28 protein-coding genes and 3 tRNA genes are annotated in these 22,246 nt (G+C 65.7%); 11 read left to right on the top strand and 20 right to left on the bottom strand.

All coding sequences use genetic code 11. The annotated features are described in order from the left end of the window. Positions 1-9: 9 nt before the first annotated feature. From wzt to NA3_RS22255, 3 genes are all read right to left on the bottom strand, one after another. Positions 10-816, bottom strand: a complete 807-nt coding sequence (wzt, locus tag NA3_RS22265) for a galactan export ABC transporter ATP-binding subunit Wzt/RfbE (RefSeq protein WP_062965571.1) — start codon at positions 814-816, stop codon at positions 10-12. A gap of 8 nt (positions 817-824) precedes the next feature. Beyond that, on the bottom strand, positions 825-1,649 hold the full coding sequence (wzm, locus tag NA3_RS22260) for a galactan export ABC transporter permease subunit Wzm/RfbD (protein ID WP_062965570.1): 825 nt from the start codon (positions 1,647-1,649) through the stop codon (positions 825-827). A gap of 136 nt (positions 1,650-1,785) precedes the next feature. After that, positions 1,786-2,382 carry a bacterial proteasome activator family protein gene (locus NA3_RS22255; protein WP_062965723.1) on the bottom strand — a complete coding sequence of 199 codons (597 nt, stop codon included), beginning with the start codon at positions 2,380-2,382 and terminating at the stop codon, positions 1,786-1,788. Positions 2,383-2,617: 235 nt separating this feature from the next. On the opposite strand from NA3_RS22255, the gene NA3_RS22250 reads away from it, so the two are divergent. Then, a complete protein-coding gene (locus NA3_RS22250; RefSeq protein ID WP_062965569.1) occupies positions 2,618-3,823 on the top strand; it encodes a cysteine desulfurase-like protein in 1,206 nt (401 codons plus the stop codon). A 44-nt stretch (positions 3,824-3,867) separates the two neighbouring features. Here the strand turns inward: NA3_RS22250 and NA3_RS22245 are convergent, their stop codons facing one another. Further along, the gene (locus tag NA3_RS22245; RefSeq protein ID WP_062965568.1) at positions 3,868-4,857 is read right to left on the bottom strand and encodes an NAD(P)H-quinone oxidoreductase; all 990 of its coding nucleotides are present in this window, start codon (positions 4,855-4,857) and stop codon (positions 3,868-3,870) included. Between the two features lie 123 nt (positions 4,858-4,980). Between NA3_RS22245 and NA3_RS22240 the strand changes: the two genes are divergently transcribed. The 3 genes from NA3_RS22240 to NA3_RS37080 all read left to right on the top strand — a co-directional run bounded on the left by NA3_RS22240 (position 4,981) and on the right by NA3_RS37080 (position 6,606). Further along, positions 4,981-5,469, top strand: coding sequence for a MarR family winged helix-turn-helix transcriptional regulator (locus NA3_RS22240; protein ID WP_062965567.1), 489 nt, complete (start codon positions 4,981-4,983; stop codon positions 5,467-5,469). A gap of 231 nt (positions 5,470-5,700) precedes the next feature. Continuing rightward, positions 5,701-6,309, top strand: coding sequence for a hypothetical protein (locus tag NA3_RS39065; RefSeq protein WP_128145027.1), 609 nt, complete (start codon positions 5,701-5,703; stop codon positions 6,307-6,309). Positions 6,310-6,447: 138 nt separating this feature from the next. After that, positions 6,448-6,606: a hypothetical protein gene (locus tag NA3_RS37080; protein ID WP_157126591.1), complete on the top strand. Its 159-nt coding sequence runs from the start codon at positions 6,448-6,450 to the stop codon at positions 6,604-6,606. A gap of 109 nt (positions 6,607-6,715) precedes the next feature. Here NA3_RS37080 and NA3_RS22230 read toward each other — a convergent pair whose 3' ends face one another. Beyond that, positions 6,716-7,552, bottom strand: a complete 837-nt coding sequence (locus NA3_RS22230) for a LysR family transcriptional regulator (protein ID WP_062965565.1) — start codon at positions 7,550-7,552, stop codon at positions 6,716-6,718. 95 nt (positions 7,553-7,647) lie between these two features. Between NA3_RS22230 and NA3_RS22225 the strand changes: the two genes are divergently transcribed. Further along, on the top strand, positions 7,648-8,373 hold the full coding sequence (locus tag NA3_RS22225; RefSeq protein WP_062965564.1) for an SDR family NAD(P)-dependent oxidoreductase: 726 nt from the start codon (positions 7,648-7,650) through the stop codon (positions 8,371-8,373). Positions 8,374-8,387: 14 nt separating this feature from the next. Here NA3_RS22225 and NA3_RS22220 read toward each other — a convergent pair. Then, positions 8,388-8,472: transfer RNA gene (locus NA3_RS22220), tRNA-Ser, on the bottom strand. Positions 8,473-8,676: 204 nt separating this feature from the next. On the opposite strand from NA3_RS22220, the gene NA3_RS22215 reads away from it, so the two are divergent. Further along, entirely contained in the window at positions 8,677-9,672 is a 996-nt protein-coding gene (locus tag NA3_RS22215) for an alpha/beta hydrolase (protein ID WP_372464276.1), read from the top strand. Positions 9,673-9,685: 13 nt separating this feature from the next. Here NA3_RS22215 and hisC read toward each other — a convergent pair whose 3' ends face one another. Then, positions 9,686-10,765, bottom strand: coding sequence for a histidinol-phosphate transaminase (gene hisC, locus NA3_RS22210; RefSeq protein ID WP_062965562.1), 1,080 nt, complete (start codon positions 10,763-10,765; stop codon positions 9,686-9,688). 173 nt (positions 10,766-10,938) lie between these two features. On the opposite strand from hisC, the gene NA3_RS22205 reads away from it, so the two are divergent. The 3 genes from NA3_RS22205 (at position 10,939) to NA3_RS22195 (ending at position 12,081) form a co-directional block, all read left to right on the top strand. Then, positions 10,939-11,796 carry a dienelactone hydrolase family protein gene (locus NA3_RS22205; protein ID WP_062965561.1) on the top strand — a complete coding sequence of 286 codons (858 nt, stop codon included), beginning with the start codon at positions 10,939-10,941 and terminating at the stop codon, positions 11,794-11,796. 86 nt (positions 11,797-11,882) lie between these two features. Continuing rightward, a tRNA-Ser gene (locus tag NA3_RS22200) sits at positions 11,883-11,972 on the top strand. Positions 11,973-12,008: 36 nt separating this feature from the next. Next, positions 12,009-12,081, top strand: a tRNA-Arg gene (locus NA3_RS22195). 72 nt (positions 12,082-12,153) lie between these two features. On the opposite strand, the gene NA3_RS22190 is transcribed toward NA3_RS22195, so the two are convergent. Genes NA3_RS22190 through NA3_RS22150 form a run of 12 tightly spaced genes read right to left on the bottom strand, consistent with a single transcriptional unit; the run spans position 12,154 to position 19,566 of the window. Further along, positions 12,154-13,371, bottom strand: coding sequence for a tyrosine-type recombinase/integrase (locus tag NA3_RS22190; protein WP_062965560.1), 1,218 nt, complete (start codon positions 13,369-13,371; stop codon positions 12,154-12,156). A 4-nt stretch (positions 13,372-13,375) separates the two neighbouring features. Further along, entirely contained in the window at positions 13,376-13,549 is a 174-nt protein-coding gene (locus NA3_RS37075) for a helix-turn-helix domain-containing protein (protein WP_128145028.1), read from the bottom strand. A 10-nt stretch (positions 13,550-13,559) separates the two neighbouring features. After that, a complete protein-coding gene (locus NA3_RS22185; RefSeq protein ID WP_227995411.1) occupies positions 13,560-15,305 on the bottom strand; it encodes a replication initiator in 1,746 nt (581 codons plus the stop codon). Continuing rightward, the gene (locus NA3_RS22180; protein WP_062965559.1) at positions 15,302-15,976 is read right to left on the bottom strand and encodes a hypothetical protein; all 675 of its coding nucleotides are present in this window, start codon (positions 15,974-15,976) and stop codon (positions 15,302-15,304) included. Before NA3_RS22180 ends, NA3_RS22185 begins: the two co-directional genes overlap by 4 nt. Next, complete coding sequence (locus tag NA3_RS37755; protein WP_167355027.1) at positions 15,973-16,131, bottom strand: hypothetical protein; 159 nt, start codon at positions 16,129-16,131, stop codon at positions 15,973-15,975. The genes NA3_RS22180 and NA3_RS37755 overlap by 4 nt, the downstream gene beginning before the upstream one ends. Beyond that, the gene (locus NA3_RS37750) at positions 16,128-16,301 is read right to left on the bottom strand and encodes a hypothetical protein (protein ID WP_167355026.1); all 174 of its coding nucleotides are present in this window, start codon (positions 16,299-16,301) and stop codon (positions 16,128-16,130) included. Before NA3_RS37750 ends, NA3_RS37755 begins: the two co-directional genes overlap by 4 nt. Then, the gene (locus NA3_RS22175; protein ID WP_062965558.1) at positions 16,298-16,603 is read right to left on the bottom strand and encodes a hypothetical protein; all 306 of its coding nucleotides are present in this window, start codon (positions 16,601-16,603) and stop codon (positions 16,298-16,300) included. Before NA3_RS22175 ends, NA3_RS37750 begins: the two co-directional genes overlap by 4 nt. Beyond that, entirely contained in the window at positions 16,600-17,889 is a 1,290-nt protein-coding gene (locus tag NA3_RS22170; protein ID WP_167355029.1) for an FtsK/SpoIIIE domain-containing protein, read from the bottom strand. The genes NA3_RS22175 and NA3_RS22170 overlap by 4 nt, the downstream gene beginning before the upstream one ends. 53 nt (positions 17,890-17,942) lie before the next feature. Next, positions 17,943-18,242 (bottom strand): hypothetical protein, encoded by a 300-nt coding sequence (locus NA3_RS22165; RefSeq protein ID WP_128145032.1) that lies wholly within the window; start codon positions 18,240-18,242, stop codon positions 17,943-17,945. A gap of 6 nt (positions 18,243-18,248) precedes the next feature. Then, a complete protein-coding gene (locus NA3_RS22160; RefSeq protein WP_062965555.1) occupies positions 18,249-18,866 on the bottom strand; it encodes a DUF2637 domain-containing protein in 618 nt (205 codons plus the stop codon). Continuing rightward, on the bottom strand, positions 18,866-19,117 hold the full coding sequence (locus NA3_RS22155; protein ID WP_062965554.1) for a hypothetical protein: 252 nt from the start codon (positions 19,115-19,117) through the stop codon (positions 18,866-18,868). The genes NA3_RS22160 and NA3_RS22155 overlap by 1 nt, the downstream gene beginning before the upstream one ends. After that, a complete protein-coding gene (locus NA3_RS22150; RefSeq protein WP_062965553.1) occupies positions 19,114-19,566 on the bottom strand; it encodes a hypothetical protein in 453 nt (150 codons plus the stop codon). Before NA3_RS22150 ends, NA3_RS22155 begins: the two co-directional genes overlap by 4 nt. Positions 19,567-19,838: 272 nt before the next feature. On the opposite strand from NA3_RS22150, the gene NA3_RS22145 reads away from it, so the two are divergent. Further along, positions 19,839-20,147, top strand: coding sequence for a hypothetical protein (locus NA3_RS22145; RefSeq protein WP_062965552.1), 309 nt, complete (start codon positions 19,839-19,841; stop codon positions 20,145-20,147). Positions 20,148-20,351: 204 nt separating this feature from the next. After that, on the top strand, positions 20,352-21,107 hold the full coding sequence (locus tag NA3_RS22140; protein WP_227995410.1) for a GntR family transcriptional regulator: 756 nt from the start codon (positions 20,352-20,354) through the stop codon (positions 21,105-21,107). Between the two features lie 52 nt (positions 21,108-21,159). Here the strand turns inward: NA3_RS22140 and NA3_RS22135 are convergent, their stop codons facing one another. Beyond that, positions 21,160-21,996, bottom strand: coding sequence for a hypothetical protein (locus tag NA3_RS22135; protein ID WP_062965551.1), 837 nt, complete (start codon positions 21,994-21,996; stop codon positions 21,160-21,162). Positions 21,997-22,246: the final 250 nt, after the last annotated feature.

The following is a 22,246-nucleotide window of genomic DNA, read 5'->3' as shown; positions in this document are numbered from 1 at the left end:
CCGCCGTGGTCATGCGGGATCGCGTTCGAGTTCGAGCTCACGCAGGATCTGCTTCACGTGATCGCCCGCTTCCGGGCCCTCGTAGGCGCGCACCACATCCTCGATATCACCCTGCATGCGCAGCGTGCCGTGGTCGATCCACATTGCGGTATCGCACAATTGGGCCAGGAATTCGTTGGAATGGCTGCAGAACACCAGGATTCCGGAACGCGCCACCAGATCGCGCAGCCGGTTGCGGGCCTTCTTCATGAACTCCGCGTCGACCGCGCCGATACCCTCGTCCAGCAGCAGGATCTCCGGATCGATCGAGGTCACCACACCCATCGCCAGCCGCACCCGCATACCGGTGGAATACGTGCGCAGCGGCATGTTCAGGTATTCGCCGAGCTCGGTGAAGTCGGCGATCTCGTCGACCTTGGCCAGCATCTGCTTGCGGGTCTGGCCCAGGAACAGCCCGCGGATGATGATGTTCTCGTAGCCGGAGATCTCCGGATCCATGCCGACGCCGAGGTCGAACACCGGTGCCACGCGGCCACGCACCCGGGCAGTGCCGCGAGTGGGCTCGTAGATGCCCGAGAGCAGCCGCAGCAGCGTCGACTTTCCGGCGCCGTTGTGGCCTACCAGGCCGACCCGGTCGCCTTCCTTCAGCGACAGCGTGATGTCGCGCAGGGCCTCGACGACGACCACATCGGACTGATTGCGCCCGATGGAACCGCCGGCCTTGCCCAGGAACGCCTTCTTCAGCGACCGTGACTTGGCGTCGAAGATGGGAAACTCCACCCACGCCTGGTGGGTTTCGATGCTTACTCCGGTCATATCGCCCTCTACACCCAGTACGGCACGCGGGAACGGTATTGCTTCAGCGCCAGGATCGCCACCGCCCAGCCGACCACGGTGATCACACCGACGACCAGCCACGACCGCACGTGCACCGGATCGCCGAGCAGGGGTGCGCGCACGATCTCGAGATAATGGTAGGTCGGCACCAACTCGACCAGCTTGGCCCGCTCGCTCACCGCCCCGCCCTGATCACGCAGCGACTTGGTGGTCCACATGACCGGCGTCAGCACGAACAGCATCAGCGTCATGCTGCCCAGAATCGGGGCGATATCGCGGTAGCGAGTGGAGAAGATGCCGAACACGATCGACACCCACGCCGAGTTGAGGAACACCAGCACGATCGCCGGAATCGCCAGCAGCACGGTCCAGTCCAGATGTTCCCAGACGCCGAAGGCCACCAGCATGACCAGATAGATCACGATGTTGTGGGCGAAGAACAGGAACTGCCGCCACACCAGCCGATAGACGTGCACGCTCAGCGCCGAGGGCAGCTGTTTGATCAGCCCCTCGTTGGCGATGAACACGTCCGAACCCTCGAGGATGCTGGCGTTGATCACGTTCCAGACGATCAGGCCGACGGTCACGTACGGCAGATACGTCCACAGGTCCTGATTCAGGATCGCCGCGTAGAGGACACCCATCGCGGCCGCCTGCACGCCGGTGGCGATGGTGATCCAGAACGGGCCGATCACCGATCGCCGGTAGCGCTGCTTGATGTCCTGCCAGCCCAGCTGTAACCACAGCTCACGCTGAGCGAACCCCTCGCGGAGGTCTTTGAAGGCCCGCGGAAACGTTTGCGCATCCGACATCAGGGGCACCGTGGCGTCGGCCGGGCGTTCGGCTGTGGCCGAATCGGCAGGGGCAGCTGCTGGCACAGTGCACGACTGTAGCGCAGAGCCCATCCCCGCCGGTGGGGGCTCGAGGCTATCCGATTATCAGCGGTGTTCAGAGGTACTGACCGCCTCCGGTGACCGATCCGCCCTGTACGCCCTCGCGCGGCATGTGCGCACCCGGCGGCAGAGCGTGACGCATCTGCTCGAGCTGTGCGCGGGCCGCCATCTGCTGAGCGAACAACGCCGTCTGAATACCGTGGAACAGGCCCTCCAGCCAGCCGACCAGCTGGGCCTGGGCGATCCGCAGTTCCGCATCGGAGGGCACGGAATCCTCGCCGAACGGCAGCGCGAGCCGTTCGAGTTCGTCGCGCAGTTCGGGGGAGAGGCCCTGCTCGAGCTCGTGCACCGAGGTCTTGTGGATCTCTTTGAGCCGGTTGCGGCTGGCGTCGTCCAGCGGAGCCGCGCGAACCTCCTCGAGCAGCTGCTTGATCATGGTGCCGATCCGCATCACCTTCGCGGGCTGCTCGACCATATCGGCGAGTGATTCCTCGCCGCCACCGGTCTGCGCGCCCTCGGCGTCACTGCCGCCCTCGCCGACCATCTGTCCCGCGAACGGCGCCTCACCCTGGGCGCCGGCCGGAACGACCAGTGGCCGGCCCTCGGGTCCGATCACCACGATGGAATCCGGTCCTCCGTCCGATTGCGTCATGGCATCCATGATGTCTGCTTCCCGCGCCGAGCGCTAAGTGAACGACGCATCGCCCGGTGGGGGCCCGGTCCCGGAACGGGGTATGCGGTCCGATTTCGGGCGGAAGTATTCTGTTGCGGTTCTGTCCGCCTCGTGTGTGGTTCGGTTTGTGAAAGTCGGTTGCCATGTCGCGTGATATCGCATTGGGTCGGCGCACGGTTCCGCCGACTTGCCCGCTGCCCTTAGAGTGGCCAGCATGACTTACGACGTCGCGAGGGTTCGGGGGTTGATACCGTCCCTGGGCGACGGCTGGATCCATCTGGACCCCCAGGCAGGAATGCTGGTCCCGGATTCGGTATCGCGCGCCGTCTCAACCGGTTTCCGGACCTCTGCTTTTTCGCATACCAATCGTCATGCCGCCGCTCGCCGCAGTGGTGCGATTCTCGACGCGGCCCGGGAGGCGGTCGCCGATCTCGTCGGTGGCGATCCGGCGGGAGTCGTACTCGGACCGGACCGGGCCGTCCTGCTGGCATGGTTGGCCGAATCGCTGAGCTCGCGGCTCGGGCTCGGTACCGGCATCGTGCTCTCGCGCCTGGACGACGAGGCCAATGTGGCCCCGTGGCTGCGCATCGCCAACCGCTACGGCGCCCATGTGCGCTGGGCCGAGGTGGAGATCGAAACCTGCGAGATGCCGGCCTGGCAGTTCGAGGAGCTGATCGGACCCACCGCGCGACTGGTCGCCGTCACCGCCGCCTCGCCGATCGTCGGTTCGGCGCCCGCGGTCCGGGTCGCCGCCGACCGGGTGCACGAGGTGGGCGGGCTGCTGGTCGCCGACTGTTTCGGCGCGGCGCCCTATGCCCTGATCGACATCGATGAACTCAACGCCGACGTCGTCGCTCTCTCCGCGCCGGCCTGGGGTGGTCCGCAGATCGGTGCGCTGGTGTTCCGCGATCCGGCGTTCCTGGATCGCATTCCGTCGATGTCGCTGAATCCCTACGCCAAGGGGGCCGAGCGACTCGAGGTGGGCGGACATCAGTACGCGTTGCTCGCGGGACTGACCACCTCGATCGACTATCTCGCCGGACTGGACGAACAGGCCACCGGCAGCCGCCGGGAGCGGCTGGAGGTGTCGATCACCTCGCTGCAGGACTATCACGACCAGCTGTTCGACCATCTGATGGAGGTGCTCGACGCGGTTCCGGATCTGACCGTGATCGGCCGCGCGTCCACCCGCATTCCGACGGTGAGTTTCACCATCGCGGGGATGCAGGCGGAGAAGATCTCCGCCGAACTCGCCGATCACCGCATCGGCACCGTCAGCGGCGCGCACGGTGGCAGCCGCTTGCTCGACGCCCTGGGCGTCAACGACGAGGGCGGCGCGGTCACCCTCGGATTGGCGCCCTACACAACGAAATTCGAGATCGAACAGCTGGGCCGGGCGCTGAACTCGCTGGAAAAGTAGTTCGCGGTCCCCGGTGCCTGGTCGCCGGCGGGCACCGCGAACGTTCACGCCTCGTCGATGCGCAGCACCACCTTGCCGACGGTCTCGGCCGAATCGAGCAGTTCGTGGGCGTGTGCCGCCTCCGTGACCGGGACTTCGGCATGCACCACCGGCACCACCGCGCCCTCCGCGATCAGCGGCCACAGATGTCGCCGCAACTCCGCGATGATCTCGGCCTTACTCGACTTTCCCGTGGCCGGCCGCTTACGCAGATTGGTGGCGTGGACGGTGCCGCGCTTACCGAGCAGTTCCGCCAGATTCAGCTCGCCCTTCGCCCCGCCCTGCATGCCGATCACACACAACTGACCGTCCTCGGCGAGCGCGGTGATGTTGCGCGGCAGGTATTTCGCGCCCATATTGTCCAGAATGATGTCGGCGCCACCCAATTCGCCGACGACTTCCACGAAATCCTGTTCCCGATAATTGATTCCGATGCTCGCGCCCAATTCGGCGCAGCGATCCAATTTGTATTGCGAACCGGCGGTCACCGCGACGCGCGCACCGCGATTCACCGCGACCTGAATGGCATGGGTGCCGATCCCGCTACCGCCGCCGTGCACGAGGAGCAGTTGGCCGGCGTGTAATCCGGCGCGCATCACCAGATTCGACCACACGGTGGCGGCGACCTCCGGAAGTGCCGCTGCCGCAGCCAGATCCAGGCCTTTGGGCACCGGCAGCACCTGACTCGCGGCGACCACCACGCGCTGGGCGTAGCCGCCGCCGGACAGCAGCGCGCACACCCGATCACCCGGCCGCAGGTCCCGCACGCCCTCGCCGATCTCGGCCACGACGCCCGATACCTCCAGGCCCAGGATGTCGCTGGCGCCCGGCGGGGGTGGATAGAAACCCTGGCGTTGCAACAGATCCGCGCGATTGACCCCGGCCGCCACGACGTCGATCGCCACCTCGCCCGGTCCGGGCGGCGGCAGATCCGGCACCTCCGTCCAGCGGATCACCTCGGGTCCACCGAAACCGTCCAATGTCACCGCGTACATACCCCGACTCTATGTGCTCGCCGCGCTGGAACGGGTGCGGCTGTGAAACCGATCGGGGTGATCTTGTCCGTGGGTCGCTGACCAGGCGACATTCCTTCCATTCGGGGCCAATAGAATGACGCCATGGCTTACGAACCGAGCGGTCACCCGGCATCGCCGCCGTGGTTGAGCTCGGCACAGCAGCGGGCGTGGCGCGCCTTCATGGACGGTCACCAGCGTCTGATGGTGGAACTCAACCGCCAACTCCAGACCGACAGCGATATGAGCCTGCCCGAATACCGCATCCTGGTGATGCTCTCGGAGGCCCCGGGCGGTTCGCTGCGGATGAGCGATCTCGCCGACGGCGTCCTGTCCTCGCGCAGCCGCCTCACCCACCAGATCCGCCGCATGGAGGATCAGGGCATGGTCCGGCGCACCAGCTGCGAAGAGGACGGCCGCGGCGTCCGCGCCCACCTCACCGACGAAGGAATGCGCCGTCTGCGCGCCGCGGCCCCCGGCCACGTAGCCGCAGTCCGCCGCACCTTCATCGACCTGCTCAGCCCGGACGAGCTCACCGCCATCGGCGACGCCTTCGACCGAGTAAACGCCAAAACCGACCCCCGCCGAACCTGATCCGCCGCGCCTTCCTGCGCACCGGTGGTGGCCGTCCGCGGCCGGTGTCCGGTACGCGGTGGGCATAGCGTGCGTATGCCCACCGGAAGCCGTGTTCGAAGCGAATCGCGCGCCGGCGCTCCGATCGAAGAAGCCGGTAGGTAACGCTGCTGTCGCCGCACCCGATCGAACTGCCGTACCCGCTAGGGGACGATTCCGATGTCGAATTGGATTGGGGGGCGGCCCGGCCCGATGAGCACTCACCGAAAGCACGGCGCAGCACCGATTTTGGTCCTGGTACCCGCGGTCGCGGGGATGTATCTGGCAGCCGGCTGCGCACTTCCGGACCCGCCTGTGGCCACCGGAACCACGAATACTACGACCCTGTCGACACCACCGACCACCGCATCGACACCGCCGACCACCGCGTGGACGCCGATGCGCACTCTCAGCACGCCGACCACGACCGTCGCGCCGACCACGATCGAGCCTGTGGCCGACGACTACGCCGCGGTGTGCGCCGACGCTGTCAGCGGGGTCCGCGTCGACGACACGGAGTGCGACGATGCGACGGAAACCTACGCCGGCGACGATGTCACCGCCGCCGAGTACGCCGCGGCCGGCCTCGCGGGCGGTGCCGTGGGCGCTGCCATGTGGTACTACTACTCGACCCGCAACCGGGTCGTCGCCCCGGCGGTCGGTGCTCGCGTCGCGGGCGGTAGTTACGCCACCCCGCTCCCGAGCCTCGCCCGCACCCCCGCCATCTACCGATCCGGCAGCATCGACCCCAGCGGTGGAGCGATCACCAGCAGCACCATCCATCGTGGCGGCCTCGGATACCGAGATCACAGCGGCTCTTAGCGGAATTGATCGGGGACGTTGTTCTCTATTTTGTTCGTCTCTGTGCACGCGACGATGAGCACGCATGTCCCGGACCGGAATTCCGGTCTTCCGTCGAAAGGTCGACATCGAAAGGTTCGAACCATGCACAGGAAGTCAGTGAAAGCTCTCGCAACCACCGCGATCATCGTGTCGCTCGGCGCCGTGCTGGCGCCCATCGCCTCGGCCGACAGCGCTTCCGAGACCACGGCGAAACCGATCGCCATCTGCATCACCATCCCGTTGCCGGGATCCGCCGACTGGGTGTGGTGCTTCTGAACCTGGACCGGCTGTTCGAATCGAGACCGGAAACGACTATGGCGCTGACCGATACGGCGGTCGGCGCCATAGTCGCGACCGGGGAATCACAGGGTCGCAGCGGTGCCGGCTAGAGACGTGTCGCGGTGCGGACGAGGTCGGCGACGGCTTTGGATCTGCTGTGTGGTGGCCAGGCGATGACGGTCGTGACCGCCGGTGCGTCCGAGACCGGCACGATCGCGTGATCGTCGCGCAGGTGAGCTCGGACCGACTCGGGCATGACCGCGCAGGTTCGTCCGAGCGCGATCAGTTGGGCCAGTTGGGTGTGGTCGCGCACCTGCGGGCCGGGGCCGTCGGGATAGCTTCCGTCCCGTCGGGGCCAGCGCGGCAGCGGCAGATCCGTCAGGGCGGAGACCTCGGCCGACGATATGTGTGTCCGGTGAGCGAGAGGGTGGCCCGCGGGCAGGACGAGAACCTGTTGTTCGGTGTGCAGATCCTCGGTGTCCAATCCGGCGGTCGTGTCGAAGGGCCGGTGGAGCAGGGCGACGTCGGCACGACCGTTGCGCAGTAGTCCCTCCTGTTCGCCGGGCCCGCACAGGATCACCTCGACGGTGACAGCGCCCGGTTCGGCAGCGTAGGCGTCCAGCAGCTTCGACAGCAGTTCGCTGGACGCCCCGGCCTTGGTGGCCAGCACCATCCCGGGCTGATCGGCGGCACGCCGGGTGCGGCGCTCTGCGGCGTCGACCGCGTCGAGCGCGGCACGGGCCTCCCGCAACAGCACCGACCCGGCCTCGGTCAGCGCGATCGATCGAGTGGTGCGGTGCAGCAGAACCACGCCGAGCCGCCGCTCGAGCTGTCGGATCGCCCGGGACAGTGGCGGTTGTGCCATGCCGAGTCGCTGCGCCGCCCGCCCGAAATGCAACTCCTCGGCGACGGCGACGAAGTATCGCAACTCCCGCGTCTCCACCCCGTCATCGTATCCGGCATTGATACCCGTGCGGTATCAGCGACCACCCAGCCGGTGTTGGACGCATCCCCCGAAGCCGAACCAGGATCGACGGTATGAGTGAACAGACGATCGCGCTGGTGACCGGTGCGAACAAGGGAATCGGATACGAGATCGCGGCGGGTCTGGGCGCCCTCGGCTGGCGCATCGGCGTGGGCGCGCGCGACGCACAACGCCGCGACACGGCGGTGGAGAAATTGCGCGCGGCCGGGATCGACGCGTTCGGCGTTCCGCTCGACGTGACCGACGACGCGAGCGTGGCCGCCGCGGCCGATCTGATCGCCGACCACGCCGGCGGGCTCGACGTCCTGGTCAACAACGCCGCGATCACCGGCGGCATGCCACAGGAACCCACCCTGGTCGATCCGGCGACCGTGCGAGCGACCGTGGAAACCAACGTGATCGGCGTCATCCGTGTCACCAACGCGATGCTGCCCATGCTGCGCCGTTCGGCAGCACCGAGGATCGTGAACATGTCCAGCAGCGTCGGCTCTCTCACACTGCAGACCACGCCCGGCACGGACACCGGCCCCATCTCCGCTGCCTACTCGGCCTCGAAGACGTTCCTGAACGCGGTCACCATCCAGTACGTCAAGGAACTGGCCGACTCGAACATCTTGATCAACGCAGGCTGCCCCGGCTTCACCGCCACCGACCTCAACGGCCACCGCGGCGTCCGAACCCCCCAACAGGGCGCGGCGATCGCGATCCACCTCGCCACCCTGCCCGACGACGGACCCACCGGCGGATTCTTCTCCGACGCCGGAACGGTGCCGTGGTGACAGCCCCTCACCTGCGGTGGGTGTGGGATTTGAACCCACGGTGGCGTGAACCACGACGGTTTTCAAGACCGTTCCCTTAGGCCGCTCGGGCAACCCACCTCGTTCCGGGCGGGCCGGAACGGTGTCTCAGCCTACTGGCGCGGGTGCGGGGATGCCGAATCGGTCCGGCGGGCGTCGGGCGACTCGCCGGAGATCGGCCTGTCGCGTGTTTCGACGCCTCGCACGACCTCTGGCAGGATTACGGCCATGGTTCGTCGCCGGATACGGCGTCGGCTGTCCGGCGCCACCATCGCCGCACTCCTGATGAGTGGGGCGATCTGGGGAGCGCCGATGACCGCCGCCGCGCCCGCGCCCCCGGCCGATTCCGGTTCCGCCGAGGGCCCGCCTCCGGCGCTGGACGACCCCCGTCCGTCCGCCGCATCGATTGATCACATCGAACCGATCAACGATCGCTGGTTGCGAGTGTTCGTGGACTCTCCAGCGATGGGACGCACGGTGCAGGTACAGGTGCTGCTACCGGCGGACCGCAGCCATCCGCGCCCGACCCTGTATCTGCTCGACGGGCGCAGCGCGAGCAACGAGTACAACAACTGGACCGAGCGCGGTGGTGCGGTGCAGTTCTTCGCCGACAAGGACGTCAACGTCGTCCTCACGATCGGCGGTCCGGCGGGGTACTACACGGATTGGCAGCATCCGGATCCGGTGCTCGGCACCAACAAATGGGAGACCTTTCTCACTCGCGAACTGCCGCCGCTGATGGACGCGACATTCGAGGGCAACGGCCGCAATGCGGTGGAGGGTGTCTCGATGGGGGCGGAGGCGGCGATGATGCTGGCGATACGCGACCCGCAGACGTATCTCGCCGTCGCCGCCCACAGTGGTTGTTACGCAATGGGTTCGGACTTCGGGCAGGCGCAGGCGCGGGCCGTGGTGCGCACCTACGGCGGCGATCCGGACAACATGTTCGGCAAGCAGGACGACCCCGAGTGGCTCGCCCACGACGTGATGATGCACGCCGACACCCTGCGCGGTAAGGCGATCTTCCTGTCCGCCGGTTCCGGCGTGCCGGGACCCTACGACGTTCCGGGCAATCCCGAAGCCGTCTCGACCATCGGATTCGGTGGTCCGCTCGAGGCCGGCGCCAACGCCTGCACCATGGCGCTCGCGGATCGGCTGGGGCGCATGCAGATCCCGGCCGACGTCGATCTGCGCCCGGTGGGGACGCATTCCTGGCCGTACTGGAAGGACGAGCTGCCGCGGGCCTGGCCGACGCTGGCGGCAGCCCTCGGCGTGCGCTGACCGCCGCGCGGATTCAGCCGGCGAAGCGCGCGACGGTGTCCGGTGCGGTGGCGAAACTCAGGAAGCGATCGTTCTCGTGCGGATCGCCCGCGGTGATCCGCACCCCGTCGGTGCCGTAGGGCCGCACGATGACTCCGGCCTCGGCACTGGCCGCGCCGAACTCGGTGCTGTGCTCGCGCAGCGGCAACCAGACGAAATTGGCCTGGGTCGGCGGTACCCGATATCCGGCCGCGAGCAGTGCGTCGCGCATGCGTTCCCGCTCGGCCACCACATGATCGGTGCGGTCGAGTAGTTCGTGGCGCGCCTGCAGGCAGGCGATGGCCGCGGCCTGTGCGAGCCGATTCACGCTGAACGGGATGTGCACCTTCATCAGTGCGGTGATCAGTTCCGGGTCGCCCACTGCGTAACCGACGCGCAGCCCCGCCAGTCCGTAAGCCTTCGAAAAGGTACGCAGCACAACGACATTCGAGCGGCCTCGGCCGATCTCCACGCCGTCGGCCCGATCGCCGGCGGGCAGGCGCAGATATTCGAAGTACGCCTCGTCCAGCACCACCAGGACGTCCTCGGGGATCGCGTCGAGGAAGCGGGTCAATGCGGCGCGGCCGTGCGCCGTTCCGGTGGGGTTGTTCGGATTGCAGACGAAGACCAGCCGGGTCCGCTCGGTGACCGCCGCCGCCATCGCATCGAGATCGTGCGCGAATTCGTCGTTCAGCGGCACCGGCACGGCCGTCGCGTTGCCGACCTGCGTGACGATCGGGTACGCCTCGAACGAGCGCCAGGCGAACACCACTTCGTCGGCGGGGGAGGCGCAGGTGATCTGCACCAGTTCCTGGCACAGCGCGACGCTGCCACAGCCGATCGCGACATTCTCGACCGCGACGTCGTGGAACTCGGCGAGGGCTGCTCGAAGTTCGCCCGAGGAGTTGTCCGGATACCGGTTGATGAGTTCGGCCGCCTCGGCGATCACCTTGGCGACGCTCGGCAGCGGGCCCTGGGTGGTTTCGTTGCTGGCCAGTTTCACCGCGCCCGGATGGCTGCGACCCGGAGCGTAGGCCGGAATGGACTCGAGGTCCGGACGAATACGAGCACTCACCCCAACACCTTAATTCCTCGCACGTCGCGGCGGCTCGCGCGGTTCTTCCGGAAGCCCGGTCGGGCCGTCGGCCACTACGAACCGGCGGGGCGGTATGTCGGAAAATTTTCCGAGGAATGGGTACTTCCGTGCAACTTCTCCCGAATGTGACGGATGCGAACTACCCTGGTTTCATGTCGGGCATCTATCGAGATGAAGCACCATTGCGCGACAGCGGGCAGGTGGTCGACGGCGCTCCGGACCCGGCGGCCGGAGGTCGGGTGCCCATCACGGTGATCGAGCCGGAGGGTTACGCGCGCGGCGGCATCGTCGTACTCCACGAGTCCCGTAAGTTTGCCGATGTATTGCTGGAAATGATGAAATCGCTGGCCGGTGAGGGCTGGATCATGGTGGCGCCCAATCTGTTCCACCGCTTCGATCGGCAGCGTGGCCGCGGCGACGGCGCCGGGACGGTCAACGACCGCGATCTCGCCGCCGTCGGGGCGCGGGTATCCGACGGACCGGGCGCGGTCGCCACCGCGGTCGCGGGCGGTGCCGAGATCGAGCAGGTGTTCGGTGCGGATCTGTTCGCCGATTTCGACGCCTGCTTCGACTGGCTGGTCGGCCGTGGAGTCTTCCCCGACACCGTCGGGGTGCTGGGTTTCGACAACGCCGGCACCGCCGCACTGCTGGTCGCCACGAACCGGCCCATCGGAGCGGCGGTGAGTGTCGCCGCGCCCGGCATCATGGAGCCGCTGACCGCGGAGGCGACCGCCCTGATCGACGCGGCGCCGCAGTTGCAGGCCCCCTGGCTCGGCCTCTACGGCAACGATGATCCCGTCAACCCGTGCGACCACGTCGAACGCCTCCGTGATGCGGCGGCGCGAGCGTCGGTGGCCACGCTGGTCGTGAGCTATCCCGGCCTGCATCACCGCCCGGACCATCCCGGATTCGATATGGCCGACTTCGAGCAGCTTCCCGAGGAGGAGAAGCGGCAGCTGATCGACGCGCAGACCAGAATCTTCGATTGGTTCGACAGTCACCTGCGTTGACCAGCCGTTTTGCGTCCTGACCGGTTGCTCTGTACTCTTGCCTCTCGGCGGTTCGAAAGGACCGGCGCCCTCGAAAGAAGGCTCCAGGAGGCGTGCCAGAGCGGCCGAATGGGACTCACTGCTAATGAGTTGTCCCTTCACGGGGACCGGAGGTTCAAATCCTCTCGCCTCCGCCACGCCCGGGTAACCGGGCACACAACTGAACAAGACCTGCGCCCGTAGCTCAACGGATAGAGCATCTGACTACGGATCAGAAGGTTGGGAGTTCGAGTCTCTCCGGGCGCGCAGAAAAGAGCCCCCGAGCTGCATCAGCAGATCGGGGGCTCTTTCCTTCCAAGATCATCGAGGTGAAATCCCTCACTTTCCCCTTACATTCGAATCCGTACTTTCCTTCGCGTACCGGTCGAGGACCTCGCGAACGTCCGGTCCGTGCGTGCGCCGCTCGACGTAGTGATGTTCGGTCGTCGCCAGCTGAGCGTGCGACAGCTGGGCCTGCGCCTGCTCGACTCCGAGACCGTCACGGATCACCGTTCCCACGGTCCGCCGCAGCGAGTACGGGGTGATCCACTTCAGGTCATCAGGCAGGGCGGCGCGCAGCGATCGACGAAGGTTGTTCAGGCTCATCCAGTCGCCGTCGCGATTCGGGAAAACTGGCTTATCGGCGAGAGTCTCCAACGATTCGAGATCCTTGCTCGCTTCACCGAGCAGTTTGGCCAGAGCTTCCACAGCCAGAGCGGGCAACACGACCGTGTGATCGGGCGCGTCGCCCTTCCGCGAATCCTGCCGACGCAACGACTGGCCTTTGACCTTGCCGTGATCGATCATCGTGCCCGCGACCGTCATGACCGGCGGATCGGACAGCAGATCCACATCCGACCAGCGAAGCCCCAGAACTTCATTCGGCCGGCATCCGGTCGAGCCCATCACATCCACGAATGGAGGCAGCAGGCGTCCGGGAGGCGGACCGGAAACGTGTTCACGGTTGGTGTACGCGAGCACCGCCGCGCGAACTCTCGCGAACTCGTCCACGGTCAAAGCGCGTACCGGCGTCTTCTTCCTCGTATTCCGCGACGTTTCACGGAGCGGATTGACTGCCAGCACGTCATGCCGGACAGCCATCGCGAACATGCCGGTGAGTGCCACCCGGAGAAACTTGGCCTGACTCGCGGCCGACTCAGCCACGATCCCGAGGTGGCTCTCCGCGCGACTGGTCGGGAATTCTCGGACCCGCAGTTCACCGATCTGTTTGGCGCCGTGCTTGTCCCAAGCTCGCTGGTACTTGTCGACGCTCTGACCCTTCAGCCCGGCTTTCTCCTTGCTCGCGAGCCACAACACGAACAGGTCAGCGAGCGTCGTACGTTCCGTTATCACCGTGCTGGCAGAGGGCGTGGTTCGGGTTTTCAAGTGTCGCTGAAGATTCCGGCGGGCATCTTCATCGCTTCGCCCGCTGCGCTCGACCTGGCGGCGCTTCCCGTCCTGATCGCGAACGTAGGTGCTCGCCGTGAACTTTTCCGGCCCCGTCTGAGTGACCGAAATCTTGCCCCATTCGCCCGGGGCCATCCGCTGTCTGGGCATGACGCTATGCCGCCTGGTCCAGGGCGTCGATGTAGTCGGCGACCGCCTGTTCGCTGACAAACCGGCGCCGCCCGACCTTCACCGAGCGCAGCTCACCGGAGCCGATCAGTTCGTAGTACTTGCTGTGCCCGATCGGGATGAGCTTGCGAACTTCCGCCTCGCTCAGGAGCTTTGACATGAAACCCCTCCTATGCTGCGTTGTAGGTTGACGAATCTTGTTGTGTGCCTGGCGGTCCCGCAGCCAGGCGAGCGTTTTCGTATTGGGCGCGCCATTTGATCCGTTGAGCGATCGAAGCCATGACCAGGTGCTCGCGAGGTGGCACGTTCTTGTCTCCCGGCTCGACCGGTTTGACGATCAGCCGGGACGTATCCGGTTTCTGGATGCCGACCTGGGCGAGAAGTTGCCGAACAAACTCGGCGCGGTCGGCCTTGTGATCCGGGAGGGTCTTTCCGGTCCAGCGGCGCGAGACCAGCACACGGCGACCGCGCAGGCCGAGGGTTTCTCGGCGGTGGGCTTTGCCCTTGCAACGACCCGGCTGGGTCTTGTCGGTGGCACCCTTCGGATTGATGCCGTAGCGCAGCCAGACACCGCAGTTAGGTGAGCAGGGTGTCTTGCACAGTTCCGCGTGGAGCCGGTCGTAGTGATCGGCGGCGCGAGCGGACTGGGGCTCGATCACCTCAGCGATGGACTTGGTGAGGTATTTGGTCAGGTAGCCGACATGCCGGGATGCTTCCTCACTGCCCCCGAGCACGCCCCTGATGTCCTTCGGGTCGATCTGCTTGCCGAAGGTCACCACGTGGGCCGGTTCTAGGTCGTCGACCGTATCGAGCATGTCCATCGCTTCGTCCCACGAGGGCAGCGGCTCTCCGTTGTCGGGGTCGACGAATCGGCCGGCTGTGTAGTCCCAGACCGGCATGTGTCCATCGGTGTACTGCTCGTTGTCCGGGTCGAAGTGCGGCCACCACACCTGGTGATAGGTCGCGGCAGCGATCTGGAGAATCAAAGCCCGGGGATCGGTGCCGCGCACAGCCATGTGAATATGCGGTGCCCCGCGCTTCTGCGGTTCCACAGTGGCGAAGTACTGGATATCGCGGCCGGTCGCGCGGCGGTAGTTTTGCACGAACCGGTCGAACAGCGCCGGGAAGAACACGATGTCCCGGGCAGCACGCCGGTAGTCGTAGCTATCGGGATCAGCGGCCGACCCATCCGAGCACGGTTTGCCGTCCGCGTTGGTGGCACCGTCACGATTGATTTTTCCGTAGGAGTCCAGGGTGAGCGTGATGAACATCGAGGGCCGGTACTTGCCCGCATACTGACGGCCGATCGTGGCCTTGTCGATCTTCTTGCGTGGCAGATCGGGGACGTCCTGGCGACGGCGAGTGGACCGTTTGCGCTCCGATTTCGGCTCGGGATCGAGAGCCGGAAGACGCCCGCGCACACCGGTTTCGCGCAGATCCGCATCCACGTCCGAGACCACCTCGCGGATACCGTCCATCATGTCCTGGTCGCCGGATGCCTTGGCTTCCTGATAGTTGGTCATCAGGCTTGCGCGGGTCTCGACCAGCTCCAGTTGGTGTTGGGTGGGGTCGCGTTTGATGTCGACGGGTTCGGTTTCGATGTGCCAGCCTTCGTGGGCTTGCTGCATCCGCAGGGAGCGAGCCTTGGCCGCGCACGAGGGGCACACACTTTCCAGCGTCGATTTGCACGGGGCGCCAACATATTTCGTATCCCCGGTATCGGGGTCATAGGTGTACATCGGGATCGGGCGTCGGCACTCGCCGTGTTTGTCGGCGGCGGCCTGGGCGATCTCGTGCAGGTTCGGAATCGAGCGGCGATCGGCGGCGGTGTCCCGGACAGGGCCGAGGCAGGCCGGATCGGTGTCAGGCTGTTGGTCTGTCATGGTCTGGCCTCCCTCGAGGTTGGTGGGCTTCATGCGGCGTTTCCGCCTTCCTGACGGGGCAGCCCGCCCAGTCCGCCGGGGATGTGTGCGAACGGGGCTGAAATCGGCTTAGCGAGCGAATCAGCGCGCCGGAACGCCAGTTCCACGCGAGCCGGGCCGGTGATGCTGACGCGGCATTCGCTGGCGCCGAACGCATGTGCAAGATGGGTGGCGCGATTGGCCCAGTCGTCGGGGCATTGACCCGTCAGCATCGCCACCCGCACCGTGTCGGTTGTTTCGCCGATCGCGACGCCGAGCAGCCGCGGAATCCGCACCGATTGGCAGAGTTCGTCACGGCCGGACAGTTCGCAGTCGTCGAGGAGTTTCGACCACTGACGGCGATACCGGTACCAGCGTAGGAACCGGGATCGGGCACGCCGAGTCACCCAGCGGGAGAACGATTCCCGATACCGCAACCGCCACAGCACCAGTGCAGCGACCGAGGCCAGCGCCATGCCAAAGGCTGGAAACCAGCCGTAGAACCAGTAGATAGCAGCGACAGCGGCGATCGGTAGCGAGACCATCGGGAACAGTACGGCCCACCAGGCGGTCACGAATACCGAGATCACAGCCCAGCCGATCAGTGCCAGAACCATGGTCAGGATGTCTTCGATCGGGTCGCGTCGAGTAGAGACGGTGGTGGTGGTCTTGGTCGTGGTGCTCACTTCTTCACCTCGGATTCGTCGAACAACCCCGGCTGTCCGGGGCACTCACAGCCGGCGGGAAGGACTTTCGCCTTGCGCCGCTTCGCTTTCCGGACCTGATCGGATGCCGCCTGCACGATCGGATTCACCTGAGGCACAGGTTCTTTCGTGTTCATGCGGCCCAGTCCCCGCCGTCGGGGTCGTAGCCGTGCCCGAATACCGTCCCGGTTTCGGCGAGGATGTTGACCGCGATCCCGACCGGATCGAGTCCGCGAGCCTCGAGCTGGCAGCGACGGCGCGCGTGAAGGTCGATGACGTTGTCGTATTCGCTGGTGTGGTCGCTCATTTCGGGTTCTCCTGTTCGTTGTCGGGTGCCCCGCAGCGGTCACAGCGGAGGGAGGTCGATCGAGATTCGGACGACCGGGCGAACCGGTGGCCGTGGGTGTCGCATTCGGCGGTGATCCGGCAGCCGCCGCACGTGATCTGGTCGCCGTCGTAGAGCCAGCCGTCGCGACCGATCGCGAGATAGGAGGCGGCTTGGTGGCTGGAGTCGAAACAGATCGATTCCCCGTCGGCGTCGGTGTAGAGGTCGCCGCAGCTGTCGCAGTAGATTGCCAGCTGGTTTTCGGTGACCATGCCGCGCTTCATGCCGCCACCGGACCCGTGTAGCCGTCGCCGGGGATGTCCTCGCCGAGGTCGTCGGGGTCGAATCCGCTGTAGTCCTCAGCGGGGGCGAAGTCGACATCGGCGGCCGGGGAATAGCGTTCGACGATTTCGTTGGTCTGCTCGTCGGTGATCCAGTAGGCGCGGACCCGGACGAACCCCTTCTTGCCGTCCTCGCCGACATAGCCGACACCGGGGGTGTCCTCGGGGATTTCGTCGCACAAAGCGCCCCGGTTTCTGGCGCCCTGGCCGTGGATCATCGCGACCTGTGTCGGTTCCTCCAGCCGCAGGCCGATACGTGTCGGGAACAGTTGCCGGTTGGGCATGACCTCTTTGGAGGGGTCCTGCACCGCGGCAATCACCGATACCCCGACCGCGCGGCCCTGAGACTGCAACTGGCCGGTCAGGCGTCGGAACGTCTCCTGTTCCTGCCGCTCGGCATACGACGACAACGCGGCTGCCTCGTCGATGATGAGCAGGATCAGCGGTTCGTCCTGCGTCGGCACGATCTTGCGTAGACCGGCAGCACGCATCCGGGCCTGCCGTTCCTGCATCTCATGGACTGCCTTTTGCAGCAGGGCGAGGATGGTGGTTGCGTCGGTGGCGAATTCGACAAACAGCTTGTTTTCGCCCACGCCGAACTCGACACCGCCTTTCGGATCGGCCAGCCACACGTCCACGAACCCCGCCTTGATCGCGGGTCCCAGGCCAGCCAGGATCGACCACAGCACCGAGCCCTTGCCGGAACCGGTTGCACCGGCGATCAGGATGTGCGAGTACAGGATTCGCAGCAGCCACGGCGTACCGTCCTCACGCACACCCGCCGGGACCGCTTCCAGATCCACACCCGCAGCCGTCACCGTGCCCTGATCGATATCCGTCACCACCGCCTCAGCGAGGGTGTCGTGAACTCGCAGTTCGAGCCGCACCCAGCCCGGAGCCGGAGACTCTGCGGTCACCTGATCGGCGCCGACGTGATCGGCGATGCGGGACCGGACATCCTCACTCGACCAGTCCGACAGGGTTTGGCCGGCACCCATCAGCAGGTCCACCGTCAGCCCATGACGCGAGTAGTCCCACCACTCGACACTCGGGAATCCCGTTTCCGGCGAGCCGAGCTTGAGCAACGCGAACATCAGCTGTGAATGCGCGGGCGAGGCGAACGACAGCACCGCCGGGCGCAACACCGCCGGAGCCTCTTCCAGTTCCCGTGCGAAGCCCTCCGCAGTAGTCGTGGCCGGACGACGCCCCCAGGGCAAGAGATACGTCATGAACGCGAGCGCTCCCACCGCTGAAGCGGCTAGGGGAACCATGTTCACCACAGTCATTGCGGGCCCTCCGGGGAGTCCTCCAGCTCGCAAAACAACTGGCAGCCGCGGTCATTGACCGGAGGCAATTCCAGTTCGGAACAGAACAGAGTGCAGCCGGAAGAGCCCGAGGCGGACGGAGCGGGTTCGTCGCACAACATGACGCAGCCCGGTTTGCCGGTGCTGTGTTCGACAGCGGCCGGTGCCACGTCGTGACGTGGGCCGAAGGCCAGCAAGCCAGCCACACCGAGCGCGGCAGCGGTAGCGCCGAGGGCCATAACACCCACGGTCACAGCGCCACTGGTACCGATTTCCATGACAGATCAGCTCCCCACCGGGACAGAGACCGGCAGCAACGGCGGCTGCACAGGTCGAGAAACAGGAATCGAATGCGCCACCGCAGGCGCCGACGGCACCACAGGCGCAGGAACAGGGATTTCCGGCGCCGCAGGCTCGCTGTCCTTCGCAGCGGCCGGGGCATCTTCCTCGGCCTCGGCCATCACCACATCAGTGGCAGGGGTCGGAGCCGGATTCTGTTGAGCGGCACGGAACAACACCGCCAACCCGTGGGTGTCCACGAGCAGCGATATCGGGGCGATGGCCGCGACGATCGCGCACAGCCACGCCGGAAGCTCTTTGCCAGCAGCTACGGCGTGGATGCTGTTGCCCGCCACCGACACGAGCGCCCCGACCACAAGAACCCAGGTAAAGAACTTCCGTTCGGGGGATTTGGCGAGGACTAAAGCGCCGGCGGTGGCCTGAACGATCGTGCCGTCGATGATCAGCGGGAACAGCCACGCATCCGACGACGGAATATGCGCCAGCTTGGCCAGATCCCGCAGCGTGGCGAACGACAGCCGGAACGCGGCAGCGCCGACGCCCACGATCACCAGGACCGCGAACACCCGCGCCGCACGCATTCCCCGCTCAGGCGTGAACATCAGGCAGCCTTCTCCGCTACCAGACGCTCCGCCACGTCGTGCATCATCAGAATCTGCGGCAGCTGCTCAGCCAGGGTGCGAGCATCCTCGATCGACAGGTACAGCCGCGCATACCCGATGGCCTCGTGGTTCATCTCCACGCTCACCGAGGCCTTCACCGGCCCCAATGCGGTGTCACGCGCGGGGCAGTACTCGGCCTCGAGGCCATCGAACTTGCTGATGTGTGCGTTGATGAACGACATGGCGATCACGCAGCCTTCGAGTCGCCACGCGCCGGACGAGCCGCACCCGGATCGGCCGCGGGGACCTTGGCGCCGGAGTGGTCACCCGCGATACCGGTAGCCCGCACGGTCCAGCCGAGCGTCTTGAACTCACCTTGACCGGTGACCTTCGGCTGAAGAGTGACGTTCTCCAGCACGATCGAGCGCATACCGGGCAGCACCTCGGGGGTCGAGGGCACCGGGGCCACGTCCGCCAGGAAGATCACCTGAATGCTGGACTTCTTCGGGTTCGTCTCGGCCGGGTTGGTCGCGGTGGCCTTCCACTGCCGCAGACCGGTCACCGGGTCGACCTTCTGACGGGCCGGAGCGTTGCGGTTCTGGTTGTACTCGGTGTCCGGCTCGATCTCGCCGACGAGGACCAGGCCCTTCTCGAATGCTTCGTTGAACGCGACGTTGAAACGCAGATCCTTGAGTGCCATGACTGAATCTCCTTGCGTCTGGGGGGATTTCGAATCTCGCCTCACTCGGTAGCGGCGATGAAGTCATCGTATACGTAGTTTCGTATACGCACAAGGTAGTTTGCGTATACGAAGGGCGAGAAAGATCAAATCTGCTGGTCAGCGCACTAGAGCGGCTTGTCCGTATACGTATCTTCGTATACGCTGAGCGATGTAAAGACGCTATCGCCGCCGGTCGACGGCTCGCTGACCGATCGACACGCGCGGCATCACGGGACAAGAAGGTGTGCGCAATGAGATTTCGCCCTACGGCTCTCGCGTGGATCGACCCCGATGTCACCGTCGCGCCGGACTGGGATCGTGCCCAGGTGCAGCGCCTAGCGAGGCATCTGGGCTATGCCCTCATATGGCCGGCGAGCTCGTTGCTGCCGTTACCGGATCAAGTCCGCACGGCCGATGTCGATGCGGTGATCGTCCCTTCGGCGAGCCATCTGGACCCGCTCACCCTGAACAGCCTTATGGGTCTAGCCGATGTCGAGGCCGTCTTACCTCGGCTGTCGTTCGCGAGGTGGCCGATGCAGCAGAGCGGGGGGCGGGGGTGAGCACCTGGGGAACCCTCGGACTGCTTCTTGTGGTCCTGCCGCTGTCGGTCGGGGTGTATTGCGTGGTGGTGTACTGGCCGGAGCGTCGCCTCTCTGATCATCGAACGAACCGAGCCGAGCCGAAGGCTGTTGATTCGGATACAGATTCGAATACATGAATACCCCTCGCCACCGTCCGACGAAACGCCCGTTTACGTATACGAAGTGCGCTACACTCGTTTCGAGTCCTACGCGTTAGTGATTTTCGAATTGAAGGGAATGAGCCTCATGGCGGAACCTGCCTACGTTTCCATCGCGGGCGAATATGCTCGCCGAATTCGCGGTGGAGAATTACCGCCCGGAACTCAGCTGCCGAGCTATTCGGAAATCGCCGCCCGCAACAACGTCTCCGACATCGTTGTCCGGAAGGCGCTCGAGCTGCTTCAGAGTCAGGGACTTGTCCGGTCTGTACGCAGGCGCGGTGTGTTCGTGTCGGACCGGCCGAACCTGATCCGGATCTCGCCCGAACGTCAAATGGAGGACCCGGAAGTGACGTTCGCGAACGAGTCCGACAGCACGGTTCAGATCGACCGGTCAACGGAGAAGGTGCCAGCCACAGAAGCATTGGCCGATGCCCTTGGCGTAGCAGTCGGCGAAGAGGTCACCCACGTCGTCACTCGCGCCAGCGAAGATGGCCGGCCTATTTCCGTGTCTGACAGCTACCAGCCCGTCGACGTAGCGGACACGTCCGACGCTGCCACGCTCGAGGAAACGGTGGCAGACAGCATCCCGGTGCCTTCCCACGCGGAGTGGCTGAAGACCACCCCCGGCGACCTCGTGAAGACCGTCCATCAGCGCTACATCACCGCCACAGGACGAGTAATTATGGTCTCGGATGTGTCCTATCCGAGGGATCGCTATTACGCATTCGTTTTCCGCATGAACCTGAAAACGGAGCTTGAAGCGGCCTCCGAAAAATAGGGCTCTGCGCGACCGCCGGTCATCCGAATATGGATGACCGGCGGTTCTCTTTTTATTGACGGACCCAGCCCTGAGCCCGATCGGTGAGATTCCACCAAGAGACGAATTTGGAATCCTCTGATTCGATCTTCCATCGCGAGTTCAGCGCATCGAAAAAGGCGTCATCGCCGGTCTTTCCGCCCTTCGGCTCACCGATGTAGACCAAGCGGCTACCGCCGTTGGCCTCGAAGGCCGCTAGCGCTTCCGACGCCATCGTGTTGCCCCAACCAGGCGGCCAGCACAGGAACAGAACCTCATCGGCACTGCCGACCGACCGCGCAGCGAACTGCCCGAGATCACCAACGCTCAGCCAGACGTCCGCTTGGCCTTCGGCCCGAGTGAACGACGGATTCTCGGACCGATCCGGCGGTTCCGAGTCATACGCCGCAACGTCCAGACCTGCGCTCGCCAACTGCGCAGCCCAGTAGCCGCGGCCGGCTCCGAGCTCGACTACCGAACGCCCATTGCAGAATTGATGCATCCAAGCCACGGTCTCCGGCGACGGAATCGCGTACGCATAGGCGGCCTGCAAGATGGTCTGCGCGAATCCCAGTCGCGCGCTTCCTCGAGGCCGGCCACCGTCCACGACCCGACGCCCGTCATGTGCGGACACCGATGGCCCGACGATGTCCCAGTATGGGTTCGCGCTGGTCGACGGCCCGCCCGTCATGTAATGCACGAGCCGCAAATCGAACGCGGCATCGGCCTGGTCGTCCCCCGTTCCCGGCAGCATCGGCGCTGTGTCGAGGTAGTCCGCCACCTTCGGATACTCTGCGCGAAGCCGCTGTTCGTCGCCCAACAGTCCGGCCAGTTCTTCACGACGGTCCGCCGTCAGCGCAAGCTCAGCCATGCTCCAAGTCTGTCCGCGCGCAGGCTGTTTCGGCGAGCAAATGCACTCACCTGCATGGGTCGTTGCCGAATTTGGCTATAGAGGATCAAGGCGCGTCTGCTGCGCCGCCCGCGCGGCTCCGCCGCGCGGCGACGCGCAACGCGCGCTGATGGGGCGTCGCACGCGGCGCGTCGGCGCGTCGGTACCGCGCGGGCGGCGCAGTGACGACGGCTGTTCCTCTCTGGCCACTTCCCGCAATGATGTGGCAGTG

This window comes from Nocardia africana NBRC 100379, assembly GCF_001612635.1.
In the GTDB taxonomy this organism is placed as follows: Bacteria; Actinomycetota; Actinomycetes; order Mycobacteriales; family Mycobacteriaceae; genus Nocardia; species Nocardia africana.
The sequence above is the reverse complement of the archived record's forward strand: the minus strand, read 5'-3'. Positions and strand labels throughout refer to the sequence as shown.